The sequence below is a fragment of the Rhodococcus sp. 14-2483-1-1 genome, from assembly GCF_002259335.1.
Taxonomy (GTDB): Bacteria; Actinomycetota; Actinomycetes; order Mycobacteriales; family Mycobacteriaceae; genus Rhodococcoides.
Window position 1 is genome coordinate 1 of record NZ_NPFX01000011.1, and the last position, 16929, is coordinate 16929.

The window sequence follows — 16929 nt, forward strand, 5'->3', positions numbered from 1 at the left end:
CGGAGCGCCTCACCTCGTTGGGCGTCCCCGTCGTCACTCATGGAATCGGTTTGTCTCTGGGCGGTGCGGAGCCGTTGGAGCACAACCGAATAGCGCACTTGGAGCGGGTCGCCTCGCTGCTCGGGTCGCCTATCGTCAGCGAACACATCGCGTTCGTTCGTGCCGATGGCATCGAGGCCGGGCATTTGCTTCCGATGCCGCGGACCCGCGAGGCCTTGACTGTGCTGACTCGAAACATAGCGCGAACGCAGGACGGACTTTCGGTGCCATTGGCAGTGGAAAACATTGCAGCACTGTTCGATTGGCCCGATGACGAGCTGACCGAGGGCGAGTTCCTCAGCGAGCTGGTAGAGCGTACCGGCGTCGACTTGGTGTTGGACATCGCCAACGTCTACGCGAACGCGCGAAACCGACGCCGTGACCCGTGGACCGAACTGGCCCGGCTGCCTCTGGACCGAATTGCGTACTGCCACATTGCCGGTGGCACGGAACGTGATGGCGTCTACCACGACTCGCACACCGCGGCAGTTCCCGAAGAGGTACTCGAGCTGCTCAGAACGTTCACTGCAGCCGGGCACCGCACACCACTCATGCTCGAGCGCGACGGACACTACCCACCCGAAGTGGAGCTGCTGGACGAACTCGACGCGATCGCCGATTCAGCGGGCCTGGAACGAATCACGCCGGACCGGGTGCTGGGTCCGACGGTGTGAGCGAGGACCTGGCTCGCCGTCAGAAGGAGCTCATCCGTGCGCTCGTGGCGGGAGAGCCGCTGCCCCCGGGGTTCGATTCGGCCACCATCGACACCGCTCGAACAGCTCTCCTGCGCAAGCGGGCAGCCGAGATCGCGGCTCGGTACCCGGCTGTGCCGTCGGCGATGGGGGAGAGGTACGACGAGCTCTTTCACCGATGGGCATCCGGCCGTCCGAAAATATCCACGGCCGCAGATGCACAGGCCTTCTACGAGGCAATGAAACAGGCAGGGAAGCTGGGCACGACACATCCGGGACTGCCAGGGCAGCGAATGCCCTACATGGCCGACGCCCGCAATTCTCTCGTGCGCTTTCGCAGTCCGCTGCGCGGCACGTGGTTGACGTCGCTGTTCGGCGCAGTGCTGCTCGTTGCCCTACCGATCGTCATCGTGACCGGTCTACTGTCGTACATCGCGTACGGGCCCCAGTTCGGCCAGGCCAAGCCGGGTGCCGTCGGGTGGTTGCGGTTGCCGTTCTTCGATTGGCCTACGAACCCTGCCTGGCTCTACCAGCTGACGCAGGGTCTGCACGTGGGATTGGGCCTGATCATCGTGCCTCTCGTCATCGCCAAGCTGTGGTCGGTGATGCCCAAGCTCGTCGAACTGCCGCCGGTTCGTTCGCCTGCGCATGCACTCGAACGCCTGTCCCTGCTGGCGCTCGTCGGCGGTCTGCTGTTCGAGATCGTCACCGGTGTACTCAACATCCAGTACGACTACGTCTTCGGCTTCGACTTCTATGCCGCCCACTACTTCGGCGCTTGGGTGTTCATCGCCGGATTCCTCGTCCATCTCGGGCTCAAGGTGCCGCTGATGTGGCGAACCCTGCGGTCCGAGTCGCTGATGGACGTGCTGCGCGCGCGCAACGAGTCCCCCGACCACGGCCACACGACAACGATGAACCGCCGCGGCGCAATCGGATTGGTCGCTGCTGGAATGGGTTTCGTCACTGTGCTCACGGTGGGCCAGACGGTCGGAGGCGTTCTCCGCAAGGCCGCGATTCTGCTGCCGCGCGGGCGCTCCTACGGCGACGGCCCCAACGACTTTCAGATCAATCGGACCGCGGAGGCGGCGGGAATCACCGAGGCACAGACCGGAGCCGACTGGCAGTTGACGATCGCAGGCGCAGCCGACGACGCCGTTCCGGTGGTGCTGTCCCGCGGCAGACTGCTGTCGATGCCGCAGCGCACTGCCGAACTTCCCATCGCCTGTGTCGAAGGATGGTCGACGACTCAGACCTGGACCGGCGTCCCGTTGGCAGAACTTGCCGCCCTCGCGGGTGTATCCCAACCGCGCTCGGCCGAGGTGACCTCTCTCGAGCAGAACGGTGCCTTCACTCGCGCAGTGCTGCAGGGAAATCAAGTAACACATACCGACTCGTTGCTGGCGTTGAGAGTCAACGGCGTCGATCTCTCGCTCGATCACGGCTATCCCGCACGGGTGATCGTGCCTGCACTGCCGGGCGTGCACAACACCAAGTGGGTTTCGTCGATCGTGTTCCGTTCGTGACTTTCAAAATCCCCGTGAATAGTAAAGAATATTTTTTCGGTAGCCCGCGGGGTTGCCGACGAAGGAGCACTCCTTCGCCTGGATGGGTCCAGAAGGTCACGCCACGATGCACGCACTGTCCAGAGGGTTCCTCGCCGCGGGTGCAACACTCACGCTGCTCTTCGCCGCAGGCTGCTCGTCGTCCGACGCGGGCAACGCCGTTGCCGCAGACACCACCACCTCGTCCTCGACGTCGGCCGCTGCCAGCACCACCGACGACGTCACCGGCCAGGAGGGCATCGACGCCGGTGGTTCCACCGATATCGATGTCGAGATCGGTCAATGCGTCGAGCTCGGCGGCACGATGACCGCCGCCACCATCGCCAACGCAGAGTGCGGCAGCATGGAATCGAACTACAAGGTCATTGCGAAGGCCGAGCAGAACGAGCAGTGCCCCACCGATGTCAATCAGACGTACTACGAGACTCTCGACGGCGTGGAGCAGGGCGCTCTGTGCCTCGACGTGGATTGGGTCGTCGACGGATGCATGAGCGTTCCCACCGGCGGTATCGACGAGCCCGCACGTGTCGACTGCAGCGACCCCAGCGCGACCGACGTCGAACAGGTCACCGAAATCAAGACAGGTACCGCCGACCCCAACGACTGCCCGGAGGGCGGGTTCGCTTACGAGGCAAGACAGTTCGTCGTGTGCACCACGACGATCTCCTAGCCCTCTCTGTCACTGCAACTGCGCTGTCATCATCTGGGTGACGTAGTGATAATCCAGGTGTCCGTGCTCGGTGATAGCCGTGTGCACCGCGTTCAACACCTCGTCGCGCCGCGTGTCGTCGAGTACCAGATGACTCGAGTACGTCGCGGCCATCGCACAGAATTCGTCCGCCGTGTAGCGCTGGACCCACCTGTACGTCGAGGACGACCAGGGTCCGAAGCCGTCGGCTCGAGGCACGCTCGACTCCGATTGCGCACCGAGAGACCGCGCCAGCAGCGGTGCCGCTTCCGGTTCGGTTGCGTCGTAGGCAGCTCTCACGGCATCCCACGCTGGCCCGTCGAGGTCGCCCGGCATGTTCCACCACAGCCGCAGCGCGCCGCCCGGTACCAACGCGCGGGCCGCCACCGCTACTCCCTGCTCGTGGTTCACCCAATGCCAAGACTGCGCGGCGACGACCACATCGAACGACCGCGGCTCGACTACGCATTCCTCGAATCGCGACACCTGCACCTCGACGTCGAGGTTCTCGGTACGACGCCGAACGACCTCTGCCATGCCCGAATCCGGTTCCACCGCAACCAGGGATGCGCCGAGCTCGGCCAAGGCAACCGTGGCTTTACCGGTACCGGCTCCGGCCTCGAGTACTCGCAGCCTTCCTCCGGACACGATGTCCACGTACAGCTCGGCGGGGTAACCTGGTCGGGCGCGGTCGTAATCCTCCGCAACTCGGCCGAAGGTCAGTCCACGTTCTGGTCGCACATCCTCTGACATGTTAGCCAGAGTACCGACATACGCCTCGGTAGCCAGTGCTAAGACCGGCACTGGACGCTCTGGACAAGTACGTTTACTGACCGGCCGCTTCCAAGCGGCCCCGGAGAGTCGACTCGGTGTGCCGGATTGCCTGACCCACAACGGGTTCCACGACAGCTCCGAGCACCCTACCGGCTATACCGCCGGGCAGGCTGTAGCGGAAGACGACCACCAGTCGGGTTCGGCCGTCACCGGCGTCCTCGAACGACCACGTGGACGAGTTCGACAGCCCCTCGACCGACTCGAGGGTGAGTCGCTCGTTGTGGACCCACTCTGTCACGTGCACAACAGATTTCAGCGCTTTGGGGCCGATCTGCATCGTCGCGTCGTACGTAGCTCCGAGACCGGATGTGATCTCGCTCGTCGGCTCGAACCGTGTGATGCCGAACATCCACTGCGGCACGTTACGAAAATCGTCGAGGTAGGCGAATGCCGCCTCCCGACTGGTCGACGCGATCGCCGAATGATTGATTACCCGCACTCGTGCACCCTAGTACACGCTACGCACTGTTACACACACTTTGTCGGTTCGATCTACCGCTGGACATATCCCGTCTGCTTGTCCACGACGTTGACCAGCGGCGAACCGTGCAGATATCGCTCCAGGTTCTCCTCGAACAGCTGCCACAACCGCTCGGCGAAGTCGTCGGCGTCCCCGGCCAGATGGGCGGTCAGGATCACGTTGTCCAGGTTCCACAGCGGGCTCGATGCCGGCAGCGGCTCGACCTCGAAGACATCGAGCACTGCCCAGCCGATCGTCCCGGAGGCCAGGGCCGCACACAGAGCCTGTTCGTCGACGACCGGACCGCGGGAAATATTGACCAGACCCGCATCGGGACTCATGGCCGCGAGCACCTCGGTACCGACGAGACCACGGGTTCTCTCGGTCAACGGTGTAGCGAGCACGATGACGGCGTATTCGCCTGCATACGAACGTAATTCTTGGACGTGACGAATTCGCGCGAATTCCGCATCCCCCGGGCGTTCGGATGTCCCCGACGCATCGACGCGCATGCCGAGAGCGCCGAGTACCCGGCCGATTTCACGTCCGATCGAGCCCGGTCCGACGACAAGCGCACGTTTGCCGCGAACTCCGGAGCTGACTCGATGCTCCCAGACTCGCTCACGCTGACGGCGAAGTGCCTGGGGCAGCTTCTTCACCGACGCCAGAATTCCTGCTGCGACATATTCGGCTATCGCATGGTCGAGTATGCCTCCCGAGTTGGTCAGCAGCCACGGCCCTTCGCGCAGACCCGGGTCCAACAGTCGATCGACTCCCGCGCTGGACGCATGAATCCACTGCAGGTTGGCGGCATTCGGCCACACGGCCTGCAGATCGACGGCCTCGAACGTGCGAAACAGCAGCACCTCGGCCCAGGAGACCGTATCGGCCAGCTCATCGATCGCGCAGCGCCGGAACTGGACTCCAGCGATCGACGGAAAGGCCTTCCGGTCCGAATCACTCTCGACCACAAGCACGTTCACCACAGGACTCGCCACCTCCGTACGATGGCACGGTGCTCACCGTAGAACTCGCATCCGCCGCCGACGCAGCAACGATACTCGGCCTCCGGCACGCCGCCGAGGACTGGTTGGCTGCCCGGCGCGCTGAGATTGATCTGGGCCGACCCTGGCATCTGGCCGGAGCAGGGCGAATCCGCAGGCTACGTGCACGGACTGGTGATCGACAGAAGCGAATCCGGCACGGGACTGGGCGCGTCGCTGCTCGAGTGGGCATCGCAGCGGACCCGGCAGGAAGGTAGAGCGCTGCTACGTCTGGATTGCGCCGAGACCAACATCGACCTGCGCAGCTACTACCTACGGCAGGGGTTTCGCTACGTCGGTCGGCGCGATTTCGGCGATGGGAGTTCGTGGTTCAGCGTCGCACTGTTCGAAATGTCGACCGGCTTGTAGCGTGACATACATGGGTGAGAATCGGGATCGGATGCTGCGCGGCGAACTCTACCGAGACAGTGATCCCGACTTGGTGGCGTCTCGGGTCTCGTGCGGAAAGCTGCTCGATCGGTTCAATGCGACCGCGGCGGACCGGACCGAAGAACGGCGTGAACTGCTCGGCGAGCTGCTCGGATCCATCGGAGCGGATTCGTGGATCATGCCCCGATTCCAATGCGACTACGGCACATACATTTCCATAGGCTCGAACACCTTCCTCAATTACGATGCAATCTTGCTGGACTGCGCACCCATCACCATCGGTAACGACGTCTCGATCGGCCCGCGCGCCCAACTACTGACAGCTCTGCATCCTATGGAAGATCACGAATCTCGCCGGACACGTTGGGAGAGCGCCCTTCCCATCACCATCGGTAACAACGTCTGGCTCGGCGGCGGCGTCATCGTGTGCCCGGGAGTCACCATCGGCGAGAACTCGGTGATCGGAGCGGGGAGTGTCGTCACCCGCGACGTACCGTCGCACACCTTTGCTGCGGGTAACCCGTGTCGGGCAATCCGCGCGCTACCGTGACATCACCGAGTTCAGGACTCTGTCGGAGTCACGAACCAACGCGCCGACTGCCATCCGCGCGCCGCACCACATCCCCAGCCAGCCGATCGTTACGGCCACCGGAATCGACAGATACGCCCACGCTCCCGGAAGGAGCAGCGCGAGCAGCAGTACAGGCACGACCGATACCGCCAGGACCACTATCCCGAGTACGAGGAATCCGAATGCGTTGCCGGTGAACGATCCCCGCGTGTTCATCGAAAACGTTTTCGTAGCTTCGGGCACGGGGTAGGCACCGCGTACGGAGTTCACGGCGGTCAGGCCGGCGCTGACTCCGAGCATCGAGATCGTCAATGCGATCGGGATCTCCAGTCGGTCGAGCCCGAGATCGCCGAACACTCGAACCACCACGACCGGCACGATCGCGAAGGGGGCCGCGATCAGCAACCAGGCGATCTGCCGACCACGGACGTCGTCGGGGAGGGCCTGCGGAATCATGACCAGGTGCCACATCGAGCTACCGTCGAGACCGTACGAATTCGATCCCGCACCCATCGCCATGAAGATCACGACCCAGGCACCCCAGGCGGCAGTGAACGGAATCGAATCGGTCACCAACGGGCCGATACCAGCCAGCACCGCGAAGATCAGAACCGACAGCAGCTGACTTCGACGACGCATGTCACCGCGCCAGAGGGACAGCTCTCGGGTCACCACCGCGCCGACCCTCGTCACCCGCCACCCTGTTGCTCCGTCGCGGCCGTCGGCGATCGTCTGCTTACGGGTCGATCCCGACGACGTCGAGACCCGTCCCTCGAAGTGGCGCAGAACCAGTCGCTGCCATGCCCATACCAGTGCGACGTCCAGCAGCAGCAATCCCGCAAGTGCGCCGATCGCCGGCAGCCAATTGCCCTCGAGCACCGCGTCGACGCTGGTAACTCCCCAGCTGAACGGAATCGAATGTGCCAGCGTGAGCGGCCATGTCACCTCACCCGACAGCACTCGATCGAGATTGTGGGTGATGGGGAACTGCAGGAAGTACAGGCCTCCGAAGACGGCTCCGAACGCCAACAGGGCGAACTCACGGCTGCGTCGACTCTTGAGCAGCTGCGACATCGCCAACGTCACTACCCTCGACAGCGTCACGAAGAACACCACCGTTGCGGGCCAGGCCACCAGAGCCAACGGCAGTGCTGCGACCGAGCGGGACACAGCGTAGATCGGAATGGACGCCGCCACGATAATCGTCAGTGGAACCACCATGCCGACCACCGACGTGGTCAGCAGCGCACGGGCCAGTCGCGCGGGGTCGACGGACAACAGCTGGAAGTGGCGGGGCTGGATGTTGTCGTCGGAGATGCCCGACAACACCGGGAAGAGCACCCAACTCAAGCCCGTCAGGGTCAGTCCGAGGCTTGCGGTGCCGCCCACCAGTACCTGCGACGCGTCGGTTCGAGCCGCCATCACGCATGCGAGAACCGCGAGTGCCAGCCCCAGCAATCCGGACACGGTCTTGACCACCGCTTGTCCGCCCTTGAACTGCCTGCGGTAGAGCGTGATTCGCATCTGCAGGACAGTGCGGCCGACCGACATCACGAGCGCATCCAGGACAGTCCGTCCGGGTTCTGATTGCGGGTGCCGACGAGGCGAACGAAGGCATCGTCCAGGGTCCCGCCGCCGCGGACCTCGTCGACGGTTCCGGCCGCCACCACTCGGCCTCCGGTGATGACGCCGACGTGTGTGCACAGCTGCTCGACGAGGGCCATGACGTGGCTCGACAGAATCACCGACCCGCCGGAGCGGACGAACTGGACGAGGATGGTTCGAATCGTGGTGGAGGAGATGGGGTCTACAGCTTCGAAAGGCTCGTCCAGCACCAGCAATCGGGGCCCGTGCAGCAACGCGGAAGCCAGCCCGATCTTCTTGGTCATTCCCGCGGAGTAGTCGGCGATGACGGTTCCTCCGGCGTCGGTCAGGTCCAATGCGTCCAGCAGCTCGTCTCGACGCTGCGCGATGACGTCTTCCGGCATCGCGCGCAGTCGACCGATGTAGGTCAGGAGCTCGTGGCCGGTGAACTGGGAGGGCAAGGTCAGTCCGTCGGGCAGCACGCCGAGCAGTTCTTTCGCCGCGATCGGATCGGCCCAGACGTCTCGTCCGAATACCAGACTCCGCCCGTACTGCGGCCTCAGCAGCCCCACTGCCATGGACAGCGATGTCGTCTTGCCTGCACCGTTGGGTCCTACCAACCCGAACATCGAACCGGGCGGAACCATCAGCGACAGGTCGTCGACCGCAACCTTGGGGCCGAAGGCCATGCACATGTGCTCGAGCAGCAAGGCGGGAGAATTCGTTTGCACGGATAACAGACTAACCGGTACGACTACGATCGTCACCCGGTTCGAATGGACCACCCCGTAGCCTGTGAGCATGAATCGCACGGCAGTGGTCACCGGAGCGTCCTCGGGCATCGGACGCGCAGTCGCACAGTTGCTCGTCACTCGGGGATATCGAGTGATCGGCACCTCCCGAAACCCGGATTCGATGACCGACGCGCAACGGGCGTCGGGCGTCGAATATCGAGCCCTCGACCTGACCGACACCGCGTCGATCGGCGCGTTCGTCGCGGAACTGGGTGCCGTCGACATTCTGGTCAACAACGCGGGCGAGAGCCAGTCGGGACCGTTCGAGGAGCTGCCGACCGACGCCATCGAACGACTCTTCCAATTGAACGTCTTCGGCGCAGTGACGCTGTCGCAGAACGTCATTCCCGGTATGCGCGAGCGAGGCTACGGCCGCATCGTGATGGTCGGCTCGATGCTGGCCAGCTTCCCCCTCGCCTATCGCTCGTCCTACGCGTCGACGAAAGCAGCGATCAAGGGCTTCTCCGACGCGGCGCGTCTGGAACTCTCTCCCTTCGGCGTGTGGATGACCACCGTCGAGCCGGGATCGATCAACACCGGAATCAGCGAACGCCGTACCAAGTACATCGCCGCGGATTCTGTCCACCGAGACGACTTCCACACCGCGATCTCGTCCCTGGATCGCAAGGAGGGAACCGGCATCTCCGCCGAGGACGTCGCCGAGGTAGTACTGAAGGCCATCGAGGCCGACAAGCCGAAACCCTTGTACGCCAGAGGAAGCAACGCACCGGTCGTGTTTCTGGCGCGACGGTTGCTGCCGGCGACGTTCATGGAGAAGACGATCGCGAAGATGTTCGGGCTGAAGAGATAGTTTGAACCTCTGACCTGGTGGAATACAGCCGGGTGAACTATTTCCCTCTCGACCTACCGTGATAGAAACCCTCGGCCTGGTCCTGGCTGCCACGGGTCTGATCGTCGCCGCACAGGTGGTCTCGAAGAAGACGACGCTACCCTCGGCAGCGTTGTTGACCTTGGCCGGCCTGGCCGTCTCGGCGTCTGCGTTGCCCGACATCGTCCTCGACCCCGAAGTCGTTCTGACCCTGGTGATCCCACCGCTGCTCTACAGCGCTGCCCTGAACTCGTCACTGATCGCCATCCGCCGCAACGTGTGGACCATCTTGAGTTTGTCGGTCGCCCTCGTGGTGGCGACCGCTGCCCTCGTGGGCGTCGGTCTGTGGTTGCTCGTTCCGGGTATCACGCTTGCCGCTGGTATGGCGCTCGGTGCCGCCGTGGCACCGCCGGACCCGGTGGCCGCCCTTGCGGTCGGTCGACGCGCCGGCATTCCACCGAAGCTGGTGACCCTCATCGAAGGGGAGGGTTTGCTGAACGACGCGACCGCGCTGACGATGCTGACCGTGGCCATCGCCGCGATCTCGAGCCAGGACATGACGTTCGCTCACGCCGGCGGATTGTTCGTGTTGGCGGCCGTCGGCGGCATCGTCGTCGGATTGGTCGTCGCCCTGCTGATTCGACTGGTACAGCGATACGTTCACGATTCTTTGCTGCTCAACATCGTGTCGCTGGCGACGCCGTTCGTTGCGTACCTGGCGGCCGAAGAGGTTCATGCGTCGGGAGTTCTGGCCGTCGTGGTCGCGGCACTGGTGATCGGGCATCACACTCGCCACGCCATCTCCGGAGCCAGCCGCCTGCAGACCAGCGCGGTGTGGCGGCTGATAGATCTGCTGCTCGAGGGCTTCGTGTTTCTGTTGATCGGCGAGCAGTTGCCCACCGTGGTCGGCGGCCTGTCGGCATACTCGGGGACCACCATCGCCCTCGCAGTCACGGTCACGCTCGCCGGAGTCCTGCTGCTGCGGCCGCTGTGGTTGCTGACCACGGGTCTGTCCGCACGCGAGGCGGTGGTGATGAGCTGGGCCGGCACTCGTGGAGTCATCACCGTCGCGGCCGTGTTCACTTTGCCCCTGACGATCGACTCCGGTGAGCCGTTCGAGAGCCGAGACCTGTTGCTGTTCTGCGCATTTCTGGTCGTGCTGGTGACGGTCGTCGGACAGGGCTTGACGTTCGCTCCGCTGGTACGAAAGCTGAACGTCGTCGCCGACCCCGCAGCAGAGGCACGTCTGCGAAACGAAGCACGTGAGGGATCGACCAAAGCTGCACTGTCACAACTTGATCGCATCGCCGACGAGGAAGAACTCGACGACGAGGGGCGGGAGATACTGCGCCACGAGTTGGAACATCGGATCGACCGGTACCACCGCCGACTCGACCATCTCGACGAGTCCGAAGTGGGCGACTCGGTCATCTCGCCGGAGCAGATCGCCGCGATGAGTACCCGCCGACGCATCCTGGCGGTCGAGCGGGAGGAGTTGCTGTGCTGGCGAGATGCCGGCCGGCTACCGGACAACAGCATGCGTAGCCTCGAGCACGAACTCGACCACGAGGAGCACTCGTTCCGTCCGCACCGAGAGACCGACTAGCCGGCGATTGCGGCGTGCATCTCCCAGACGATCACTTCGGCACCGCTGGCGGTGCTCAGTTTCTGGCCGCCGCCTCCGCTGACGCGCACGGCATCGCCCTCGGCCAGTAGTCCGACGCCCTCGAGCATCGCCTCACCCTCCGCCACGAAGATGTGCACGAACGGCGCGTCGGGTATCTCGACGGGAGCCTGCCCGGCCTGCAAGCGCGCCACGTGCATGGCCGCGTACTTGTTCTTGATGCGAATGGCCGCATGATCGGAATGGTCGGGCATTCCGGACGCGACGGGAACCAAACCGCCGCTGAGCAATTCGCCGTCGATCTCGAGCTGTTCGTAACCCGGGGTGATGCCCTGCTCGTCCGGCACGACCCACATCTGGACGAACCGAACAGGATCGCCGTGCTTCCCCGAATACGAGCCGGCGGTATCACCGAGTCGCCACGAATCGTTCTTCTCCGAGTGCAGAATTCCGGTACCCGCACTCATGCGCTGCGCGAGACCGGGGTAGATGACGCCGGAGTGGCCCATCGAATCCTGGTGCACCAGGGACCCTTGCAGAACCCAGGTGACGATCTCCATGTCGCGGTGCGGGTGGGTGTCGAATCCCATGCCCGGGGTAACGATGTCGTCGTTGTTCACCATGAGGACGCCGTGATGGGTGTTGCCGCGATCGAAGTGGTTGCCGAACGAGAAGGAATGCTTGGAGTCCAGCCAGCCGATCTTCGTCTTGAATCGGTCATCGGCGCGGCGGATGTCGAGTGTGGTTGCTGCAGAGGTCATGTCATTGCCTCGAATCTCGAAGTAGGTGGGTTCTCAGAGAACGTGTGAGCCGTACATCTCACCGAGCGGATCGGCGATGAGTTCCAGCCGCGCACCGTCGGGGTCGCGGAAGTACAGCGAGACGTCACTGTGCTCGATCAACTCGATTCCGGCGTCGGTCAGCTTGGTGCGTAGGTGCTCCCAACGGGTGGGCTCGACGCTGATTGCCACGTGGTGCAGTCCACCCAGAACCTCCGCGTACGGACCGACGTCGAGGCCCGGGAAGTCGAAGAAGGCCAACAGGTTGCTGTTGCCGATGTCGAAGAAGAAGTGAGAAGAGCCCGGGTAGTCGCGGTTCTCGATGAGCTCGGTGAGCGGGAACTCGAGCAGATCCTGGTAGAAGCGCACCGTTGCTTCGACGTCGCTGCTGACCAACGCGGTGTGATGGAGTCCGCGGGCAGACGACGCGGGCCGCGCACCGGCCGGCTTCAGATGCTCCGCACGAATGCGATCTCGCTGCTCTTCGTGTTCCTGCGCTCGGCGTGTCTCTTCGGCAGTCAGTTCGTTGGTCATCGCTCCACCCTCCGGTCAAGTAGTTGCTTCGTCAACTACTGAGAACAGTACACCCGTTAGTTGCGTTGTCAACTAGCATGGAGACATGGATTCACCACGGTGGCTCGATACCGACGAACAGCGGGCCTGGCGCGCGTACCTCGACGCGACGCGGCTGCTGCTTCGCGACCTCGACAATCAACTCACACGCGACTCGGGAATCTCGTTCACCGACTTCGAGCTGCTGGTCGTTCTGTCGGAAGCACCCGACCGTCGCCGACGTATGAGCGAACTGGCAGACGCTGTCACCACGACTCGCAGCGGCGTCACCAGGGCCATCAGCCGACTCGTCGACAACGGCTGGGTCGTTCGCGTCAAATGCGACGACGACAAGCGAGGAATGTCCGCCGAGCTCACTGAAGCAGGCATGAACACCCTCACCGCCGCCAGCCCGGGCCACGTCGAGACAGTGCGAGAGAACATGTTCGACCTGGTGGACCCGAACGATCTCGCGGCGCTGACCCGAACTTTCACAGCGATGCGGAACCACGCGTCGTGACCGTGACTCACATACCCGGTGAACAACGCCATCACTGGTGGAACGAGTGGCTCGACTCCAAGCAGTCTTTCCCCGCCACCGGCAACTACGACCTCGCGGCCAACGCGCATGGGCTGCTCATGGTGCACAACGAGGACACGGTGTTTCCGGGCGAGGGCTTCGACTCCCATCAGCACGAGAACATGGAAATCATCACGTGGGTTCTGGAAGGGACGCTGAAACACACCGACTCTGAGGGTAATTCAGGGATCGTCTACCCAGGCTTGCTTCAACGCATGAGTGCCGGCACCGGCATTCGGCACACCGAACGCAACGCATCGAGCCTGACCAGCCGAGAGAAGTTGCGCGTCGTACAGATGTGGATTCCACCCGACACCGACGGACGGGTGCCCTCGTACGAGGAGCTTGATGTGCGCGACGAGTTGGCATCCGGCGAGCTGGTGCCGGTGGCGTCCGGGATGCCGGGCCGCGGCGGCGTTCGGATCGGTAACCGCTACGCAACGCTGCATGTCGCTCGACTCGAACCCGGGGAGTCCGTCACCGTTCCCGACGCGCCGTTCGGTCACGTCTTCATGGCCGACGGTTCCGCGGCGTTCGAGGACGTAGGCGACCTCGCCCAAGGTGACGCGGTGCGACTGACCGGTACCGGCGGACACCGCGTGACAGCATCGACTGCGAGCGAGATCCTGATCTGGGAAATGCACGCCGAGTTCGCCTGACCGAGTTCTTCTGACACGGGAGATTCACCATGCCGACAGTGGTCACCGACGACTCCGTCACTCTGAGCTATATCGACGAGGGCGCCGGCCCGGTCGTGGTGCTCATCGCCGGCTTCTGTGCGCCCGCGACCACATGGGCGTTGCAGCAGAAGGCGTTGGTGGCGGCCGGGTATCGCGTGCTGGCTCTCGATCGACGCGGCCATGGGGCATCGGAAGCACCGGCCCACGGCGCATCCGTGGAGCGGCACGGGCGCGATGTCGCACACTTCCTGGCAGCGTTGGGCGTCGACGAGGTCGTATTGATCGGCGGGTCGATGGGAGCGAGCACCGTCTGGTCCTACATCTCACAATTCGGCACCGACCACGTACGGGCTGTCGTGTCGGTGGATCAGACACCGAAGATGGTCAACAGCGCAGACTGGCCGAACGGCTTCTACGGACTTACCGAAGAGAATCGAAAGACATTCTTCGACAACGGAATACCCGACACCGGCCATGGCCGGCCCCAATGGAAGTCCATTCCGTCGCTGCTGAAGCTCGTTGTCGCACTACGGACGATGCCGAAGATGGCGTCGCCCGACACCCCACCGATGAAGGCGCTGCTCGCCGATCACGCAGCCCAGGATTGGCGCGCAACCATTGCCGGTACCGACAGACCGTTCCTGATGGTCGCCGCGCGCGACAGTCAGTTCTGGCCTGCTGCACACGCTTCCGAGTCGGTGGAGCTGAATCCGCTCGGTCGATCGGTGGTCTTGGAGAACTGCGGTCACGCCGCGAACATGGACCGGCCGAACGAGTTCGATAGCGCGATGCTGGAGTTCCTCGACTCGATCGCGTGAGTTACGAGTGTCCAAATCCGAAAGAACTATTGCGAAATATTTCTTTCGGGCTATGGTTGGTGCATGAGCCCACCACCACCGCCCCGGACGCCGCGGAAGCTGACGGACATGTCCGAGCTGAAAGCACTGACGCATCCCATTCGGCTGCGCCTGCTCTACGCGTTGCGCGCCAACAAGTCGATGACGGCAACCCAGCTCGGCGATCTGGTGGACGAGTCACCCGCCTCGGTCAGCTATCACCTGCGAAAACTCGCCGAGCACGGGTTCGTCAAGGAGGTCGAGAACGGCTCGGACAAGCGCCAGCGTTGGTGGTCGGAGGCCAACGAGGAGGGCTTCAGCTGGTCCGAGAACGACTTCTCCGATTCGCCCGAGTCCCTGTCGGTTGCCAAGGCGTCCAAGGACTCCTGGTTAGCGCACCAGTGGTCTCGCCTTCGTGACTTCGATCGGACGTCCGAGTCCTGGGGTCCGGAATGGGTGTCGGCGGCGTTCAGCTCCGACGACGTACTGCGACTCACCGCCGAAGAGACGAAACAGATGGGCACGGAGATGCGTGCCGTCATCGACAAATGGCGTCGACACGGCGAGAACGCGACCTCGGGAGAGCGTGAGCACGTCATGGTGCTGATGCACGGATTCCCCACTACACCATAGGAGTTGGCATGTATCCGTTCGATCCGCACACGTACCTCTTCATGGCCAGGCAGGATCGCGATCGACATCTGCTTCTGGCCGAGCGCCGCAGACTCGCTGCTGCGCAGAAGCGCCTCCGCCGAGACGAACTCCGCGTTCAGAGGGCGTGGGACGAGTTGACGGCATCGCTCGCCGATGTCTCCATGTCCGAGCGACGGGTCCTCGAGTTGGCTCGACGGTGACGAAAGCCGTTCAGAAGAGCTGCTTTTCGAGCCACACCTCGGCGTAGGGTTCGCTGTTGAATGCTGGGACGTCGACATAGCCGAGCCGCGAGTACAAGCGGCGGGCCTCGACCAGATCGGCTCGGGTATCGAGTCGGATTCTGCTGCGGCCGGACTCTCGAACAAGATTCTCGATGTACCCGATCAATGATGCGCCGACGCCACCCCTCCGGCCGATCGGATCCACGAAGATTCGCGTCAACTCAGCGGCGTCGTCGGATATGAAACGTGCTCCACCACAGCCGATGACGGACTGCTCCGCATACGCCACTACGAACGTGCCCGAATCTCCGGCAAGGTCGTCGCTCGGGTCGTCGACCATTGCTCCACGCACTTCGATGTCCGACGCCTCCCGGCCGTGGAAGCGTCCGACCACGTCGGCGTAGTAGCGATACAGGATCTCCGACGCCGGTTCCGACGATGGATGAACGACGGCGAACGTAGCCGGTACCGCCACTACTTCGCGGCAGCCCGCTTGACGAGCGCCTTCGAGATTCCCAGCTGTGCAACCACGATGATGCAACCGACGATCGCACCGATGATCGCCGACGCGAGAGTATTGACGATCCACGCCAACACTCCGCCGATGCCGGCGACGCCGCGCACCGCTTCTTCGCCGTGGTGCACGAGCTCGTAGATGGGGTGGAAGCCGAGCTCGTCGATGCCCACGAGCAAGATGTGTCCGCCGACCCACAACATTGCGGCGGTGCCGACGACCGACAGCACCGACATGACCTTGGGCATGCCCTTGACCAGACCCCGGCCGAACTTCTCGACGAACCCGGTGGAACCGTCGGCCAGTTTCAGACCGATGTCGTCCATCTTGACGATCAACGCAACGACGCCGTAGACGACGATCGTGATGACCACGGCGACGACCGCCAGGATGATCAATCGGCTCCAGAAGCCCTCACCGGCAATGGTGTCCAGCGCGATGACCATGATCTCGGCGGACAGGATCAAGTCGGTCCGCACCGCACCGGAGACAACACTGTCCTCGTCGCGCGGCTCGTCCTCGGCGGCGGCGTGATCGTCACCGTGACCGAACAGAGCGCCCCAGATCTTGTGCGCCGCCTCGTAGCTGAGGTAACAACCGCCGAGCATCAGAATCGGCGTCAACAGCCAAGGCAAGAACTGACTCAACAACAGGGCGATCGGCAGAATGATCAGCAGCTTGTTGCGAAGCGAGCCGACAGCGATGCGCTTGATGATGGGGAGTTCACGTTCGGCCGCGAGACCGCGAACGTACTGCGGCGTCACCGCCGCATCGTCGATCACGACACCGGCCGCTTTGGCCGTCGCCTTCCCGGTCGCCGCACCGACATCGTCGATGGACGCGGCAGCCAGGCGCGCCAGCGCTGCCACGTCGTCGAGCAGAGCTACGAGTCCGCCGGCCATCACAAACCTCCGCGTCGATACGAGAACACCACTGGGCTCCTCATGATGCGAGCCCTTGGAACCCTACCGTCCACAGATGGTCTGTGATCGCCGTCCGG

General features: G+C 63.6%; 21 protein-coding genes. 12 read left to right on the forward strand and 9 right to left on the reverse strand.

Translation table 11 applies throughout. The annotated features are described in order from the left end of the window. From CH294_RS08780 to CH294_RS08790, 3 genes are all read left to right on the forward strand, one after another. Positions 1-713, forward strand: a 713-nt coding sequence (locus CH294_RS08780; protein WP_141216473.1) for a DUF692 domain-containing protein, incomplete at its 5' end; no start/stop codon positions are given. Positions 714-1024: 311 nt separating this feature from the next. Continuing rightward, the gene (locus CH294_RS08785) at positions 1025-2257 is read left to right on the forward strand and encodes a molybdopterin-dependent oxidoreductase (RefSeq protein ID WP_094737854.1); all 1233 of its coding nucleotides are present in this window, start codon (positions 1025-1027) and stop codon (positions 2255-2257) included. Positions 2258-2363: 106 nt separating this feature from the next. Further along, positions 2364-2966, forward strand: coding sequence for a hypothetical protein (locus CH294_RS08790; RefSeq protein WP_249305177.1), 603 nt, complete (start codon positions 2364-2366; stop codon positions 2964-2966). A gap of 9 nt (positions 2967-2975) precedes the next feature. Here the strand turns inward: CH294_RS08790 and CH294_RS08795 are convergent, their stop codons facing one another. From CH294_RS08795 to CH294_RS08805, 3 genes are all read right to left on the reverse strand, one after another. Beyond that, entirely contained in the window at positions 2976-3737 is a 762-nt protein-coding gene (locus CH294_RS08795) for a class I SAM-dependent methyltransferase (RefSeq protein ID WP_094703322.1), read from the reverse strand. Positions 3738-3810: 73 nt separating this feature from the next. Next, positions 3811-4257, reverse strand: coding sequence for an SRPBCC family protein (locus CH294_RS08800; RefSeq protein ID WP_094737680.1), 447 nt, complete (start codon positions 4255-4257; stop codon positions 3811-3813). 53 nt (positions 4258-4310) lie between these two features. Beyond that, complete coding sequence (locus CH294_RS08805; RefSeq protein WP_094737681.1) at positions 4311-5276, reverse strand: D-2-hydroxyacid dehydrogenase; 966 nt, start codon at positions 5274-5276, stop codon at positions 4311-4313. Positions 5277-5390: 114 nt separating this feature from the next. Between CH294_RS08805 and CH294_RS08810 the strand changes: the two genes are divergently transcribed. Then, positions 5391-5690, forward strand: coding sequence for a GNAT family N-acetyltransferase (locus CH294_RS08810; RefSeq protein ID WP_249305179.1), 300 nt, complete (start codon positions 5391-5393; stop codon positions 5688-5690). Positions 5691-5700: 10 nt separating this feature from the next. Then, entirely contained in the window at positions 5701-6261 is a 561-nt protein-coding gene (locus CH294_RS08815; RefSeq protein ID WP_094737856.1) for a sugar O-acetyltransferase, read from the forward strand. On the opposite strand, the gene CH294_RS08820 is transcribed toward CH294_RS08815, so the two are convergent. Further along, positions 6253-7806, reverse strand: coding sequence for an ABC transporter permease (locus CH294_RS08820; protein WP_249305181.1), 1554 nt, complete (start codon positions 7804-7806; stop codon positions 6253-6255). The two genes, CH294_RS08815 and CH294_RS08820, sit on opposite strands and share 9 nt — an antisense overlap. Before the next feature lie 26 nt (positions 7807-7832). Further along, the gene (locus CH294_RS08825) at positions 7833-8561 is read right to left on the reverse strand and encodes an ABC transporter ATP-binding protein (protein ID WP_094737857.1); all 729 of its coding nucleotides are present in this window, start codon (positions 8559-8561) and stop codon (positions 7833-7835) included. 106 nt (positions 8562-8667) lie between these two features. Here CH294_RS08825 and CH294_RS08830 point away from each other — a divergent pair, with 106 nt between their 5' ends. Together CH294_RS08830 and CH294_RS08835 are read left to right on the forward strand one after the other, a co-directional pair. Beyond that, positions 8668-9471, forward strand: coding sequence for an SDR family oxidoreductase (locus CH294_RS08830; protein ID WP_094737684.1), 804 nt, complete (start codon positions 8668-8670; stop codon positions 9469-9471). A 58-nt stretch (positions 9472-9529) separates the two neighbouring features. Further along, entirely contained in the window at positions 9530-11095 is a 1566-nt protein-coding gene (locus CH294_RS08835; RefSeq protein ID WP_094737685.1) for a Na+/H+ antiporter, read from the forward strand. On the opposite strand, the gene CH294_RS08840 is transcribed toward CH294_RS08835, so the two are convergent. Then, entirely contained in the window at positions 11092-11874 is a 783-nt protein-coding gene (locus CH294_RS08840; protein WP_094608866.1) for a pirin-like bicupin family protein, read from the reverse strand. The two genes, CH294_RS08835 and CH294_RS08840, sit on opposite strands and share 4 nt — an antisense overlap. 33 nt (positions 11875-11907) lie before the next feature. Then, positions 11908-12426: a VOC family protein gene (locus CH294_RS08845; protein WP_094737686.1), complete on the reverse strand. Its 519-nt coding sequence runs from the start codon at positions 12424-12426 to the stop codon at positions 11908-11910. An 85-nt stretch (positions 12427-12511) separates the two neighbouring features. Here CH294_RS08845 and CH294_RS08850 point away from each other — a divergent pair, with 85 nt between their 5' ends. From CH294_RS08850 to CH294_RS08870, 5 genes are all read left to right on the forward strand, one after another. Continuing rightward, complete coding sequence (locus CH294_RS08850; protein WP_094737687.1) at positions 12512-12964, forward strand: MarR family transcriptional regulator; 453 nt, start codon at positions 12512-12514, stop codon at positions 12962-12964. Continuing rightward, complete coding sequence (locus tag CH294_RS08855) at positions 12961-13683, forward strand: pirin family protein (protein WP_037175061.1); 723 nt, start codon at positions 12961-12963, stop codon at positions 13681-13683. The genes CH294_RS08850 and CH294_RS08855 overlap by 4 nt, the downstream gene beginning before the upstream one ends. Positions 13684-13712: 29 nt before the next feature. After that, complete coding sequence (locus CH294_RS08860; protein WP_094737688.1) at positions 13713-14522, forward strand: alpha/beta hydrolase; 810 nt, start codon at positions 13713-13715, stop codon at positions 14520-14522. A 63-nt stretch (positions 14523-14585) separates the two neighbouring features. Next, the gene (locus tag CH294_RS08865) at positions 14586-15173 is read left to right on the forward strand and encodes a helix-turn-helix domain-containing protein (RefSeq protein ID WP_037151985.1); all 588 of its coding nucleotides are present in this window, start codon (positions 14586-14588) and stop codon (positions 15171-15173) included. Between the two features lie 8 nt (positions 15174-15181). After that, positions 15182-15394, forward strand: a complete 213-nt coding sequence (locus tag CH294_RS08870; RefSeq protein WP_032402785.1) for a hypothetical protein — start codon at positions 15182-15184, stop codon at positions 15392-15394. Between the two features lie 10 nt (positions 15395-15404). Here the strand turns inward: CH294_RS08870 and CH294_RS08875 are convergent, their stop codons facing one another. Both CH294_RS08875 and CH294_RS08880 read right to left on the reverse strand, forming a co-directional pair. After that, positions 15405-15890 carry a GNAT family N-acetyltransferase gene (locus CH294_RS08875; RefSeq protein ID WP_212709776.1) on the reverse strand — a complete coding sequence of 162 codons (486 nt, stop codon included), beginning with the start codon at positions 15888-15890 and terminating at the stop codon, positions 15405-15407. Beyond that, positions 15890-16831 (reverse strand): DUF808 domain-containing protein, encoded by a 942-nt coding sequence (locus tag CH294_RS08880; protein ID WP_032402783.1) that lies wholly within the window; start codon positions 16829-16831, stop codon positions 15890-15892. Before CH294_RS08880 ends, CH294_RS08875 begins: the two co-directional genes overlap by 1 nt. Between the last annotated feature and the right edge of the window lie 98 nt (positions 16832-16929).

Excerpts from the sequence above, each read along its gene's own strand:
- CH294_RS08845 (WP_094737686.1), bottom strand. The coding sequence starts at position 12,426 with ATGACCAACGAACTGACTGCCGAAGAGACACGCCGAGCGCAGGAACAC.
- CH294_RS08850 (WP_094737687.1), top strand. The coding sequence starts at position 12,512 with ATGGATTCACCACGGTGGCTCGATACCGACGAACAGCGGGCCTGGCGC.
- CH294_RS08820 (WP_249305181.1), bottom strand. The coding sequence starts at position 7,806 with ATGCGAATCACGCTCTACCGCAGGCAGTTCAAGGGCGGACAAGCGGTG.
- CH294_RS08870 (WP_032402785.1), top strand. The coding sequence starts at position 15,182 with ATGTATCCGTTCGATCCGCACACGTACCTCTTCATGGCCAGGCAGGAT.
- CH294_RS08815 (WP_094737856.1), top strand. The coding sequence starts at position 5,701 with ATGGGTGAGAATCGGGATCGGATGCTGCGCGGCGAACTCTACCGAGAC.
- CH294_RS08825 (WP_094737857.1), bottom strand. The coding sequence starts at position 8,561 with ATGTGCATGGCCTTCGGCCCCAAGGTTGCGGTCGACGACCTGTCGCTG.
- CH294_RS08865 (WP_037151985.1), top strand. The coding sequence starts at position 14,586 with ATGAGCCCACCACCACCGCCCCGGACGCCGCGGAAGCTGACGGACATG.
- CH294_RS08795 (WP_094703322.1), bottom strand. The coding sequence starts at position 3,737 with ATGTCAGAGGATGTGCGACCAGAACGTGGACTGACCTTCGGCCGAGTT.
- CH294_RS08785 (WP_094737854.1), top strand. The coding sequence starts at position 1,025 with ATGCCCTACATGGCCGACGCCCGCAATTCTCTCGTGCGCTTTCGCAGT.
- CH294_RS08840 (WP_094608866.1), bottom strand. The coding sequence starts at position 11,874 with ATGACCTCTGCAGCAACCACACTCGACATCCGCCGCGCCGATGACCGA.
- CH294_RS08830 (WP_094737684.1), top strand. The coding sequence starts at position 8,668 with ATGAATCGCACGGCAGTGGTCACCGGAGCGTCCTCGGGCATCGGACGC.
- CH294_RS08860 (WP_094737688.1), top strand. The coding sequence starts at position 13,713 with ATGCCGACAGTGGTCACCGACGACTCCGTCACTCTGAGCTATATCGAC.
- CH294_RS08790 (WP_249305177.1), top strand. The coding sequence starts at position 2,364 with ATGCACGCACTGTCCAGAGGGTTCCTCGCCGCGGGTGCAACACTCACG.
- CH294_RS08880 (WP_032402783.1), bottom strand. The coding sequence starts at position 16,831 with ATGGCCGGCGGACTCGTAGCTCTGCTCGACGACGTGGCAGCGCTGGCG.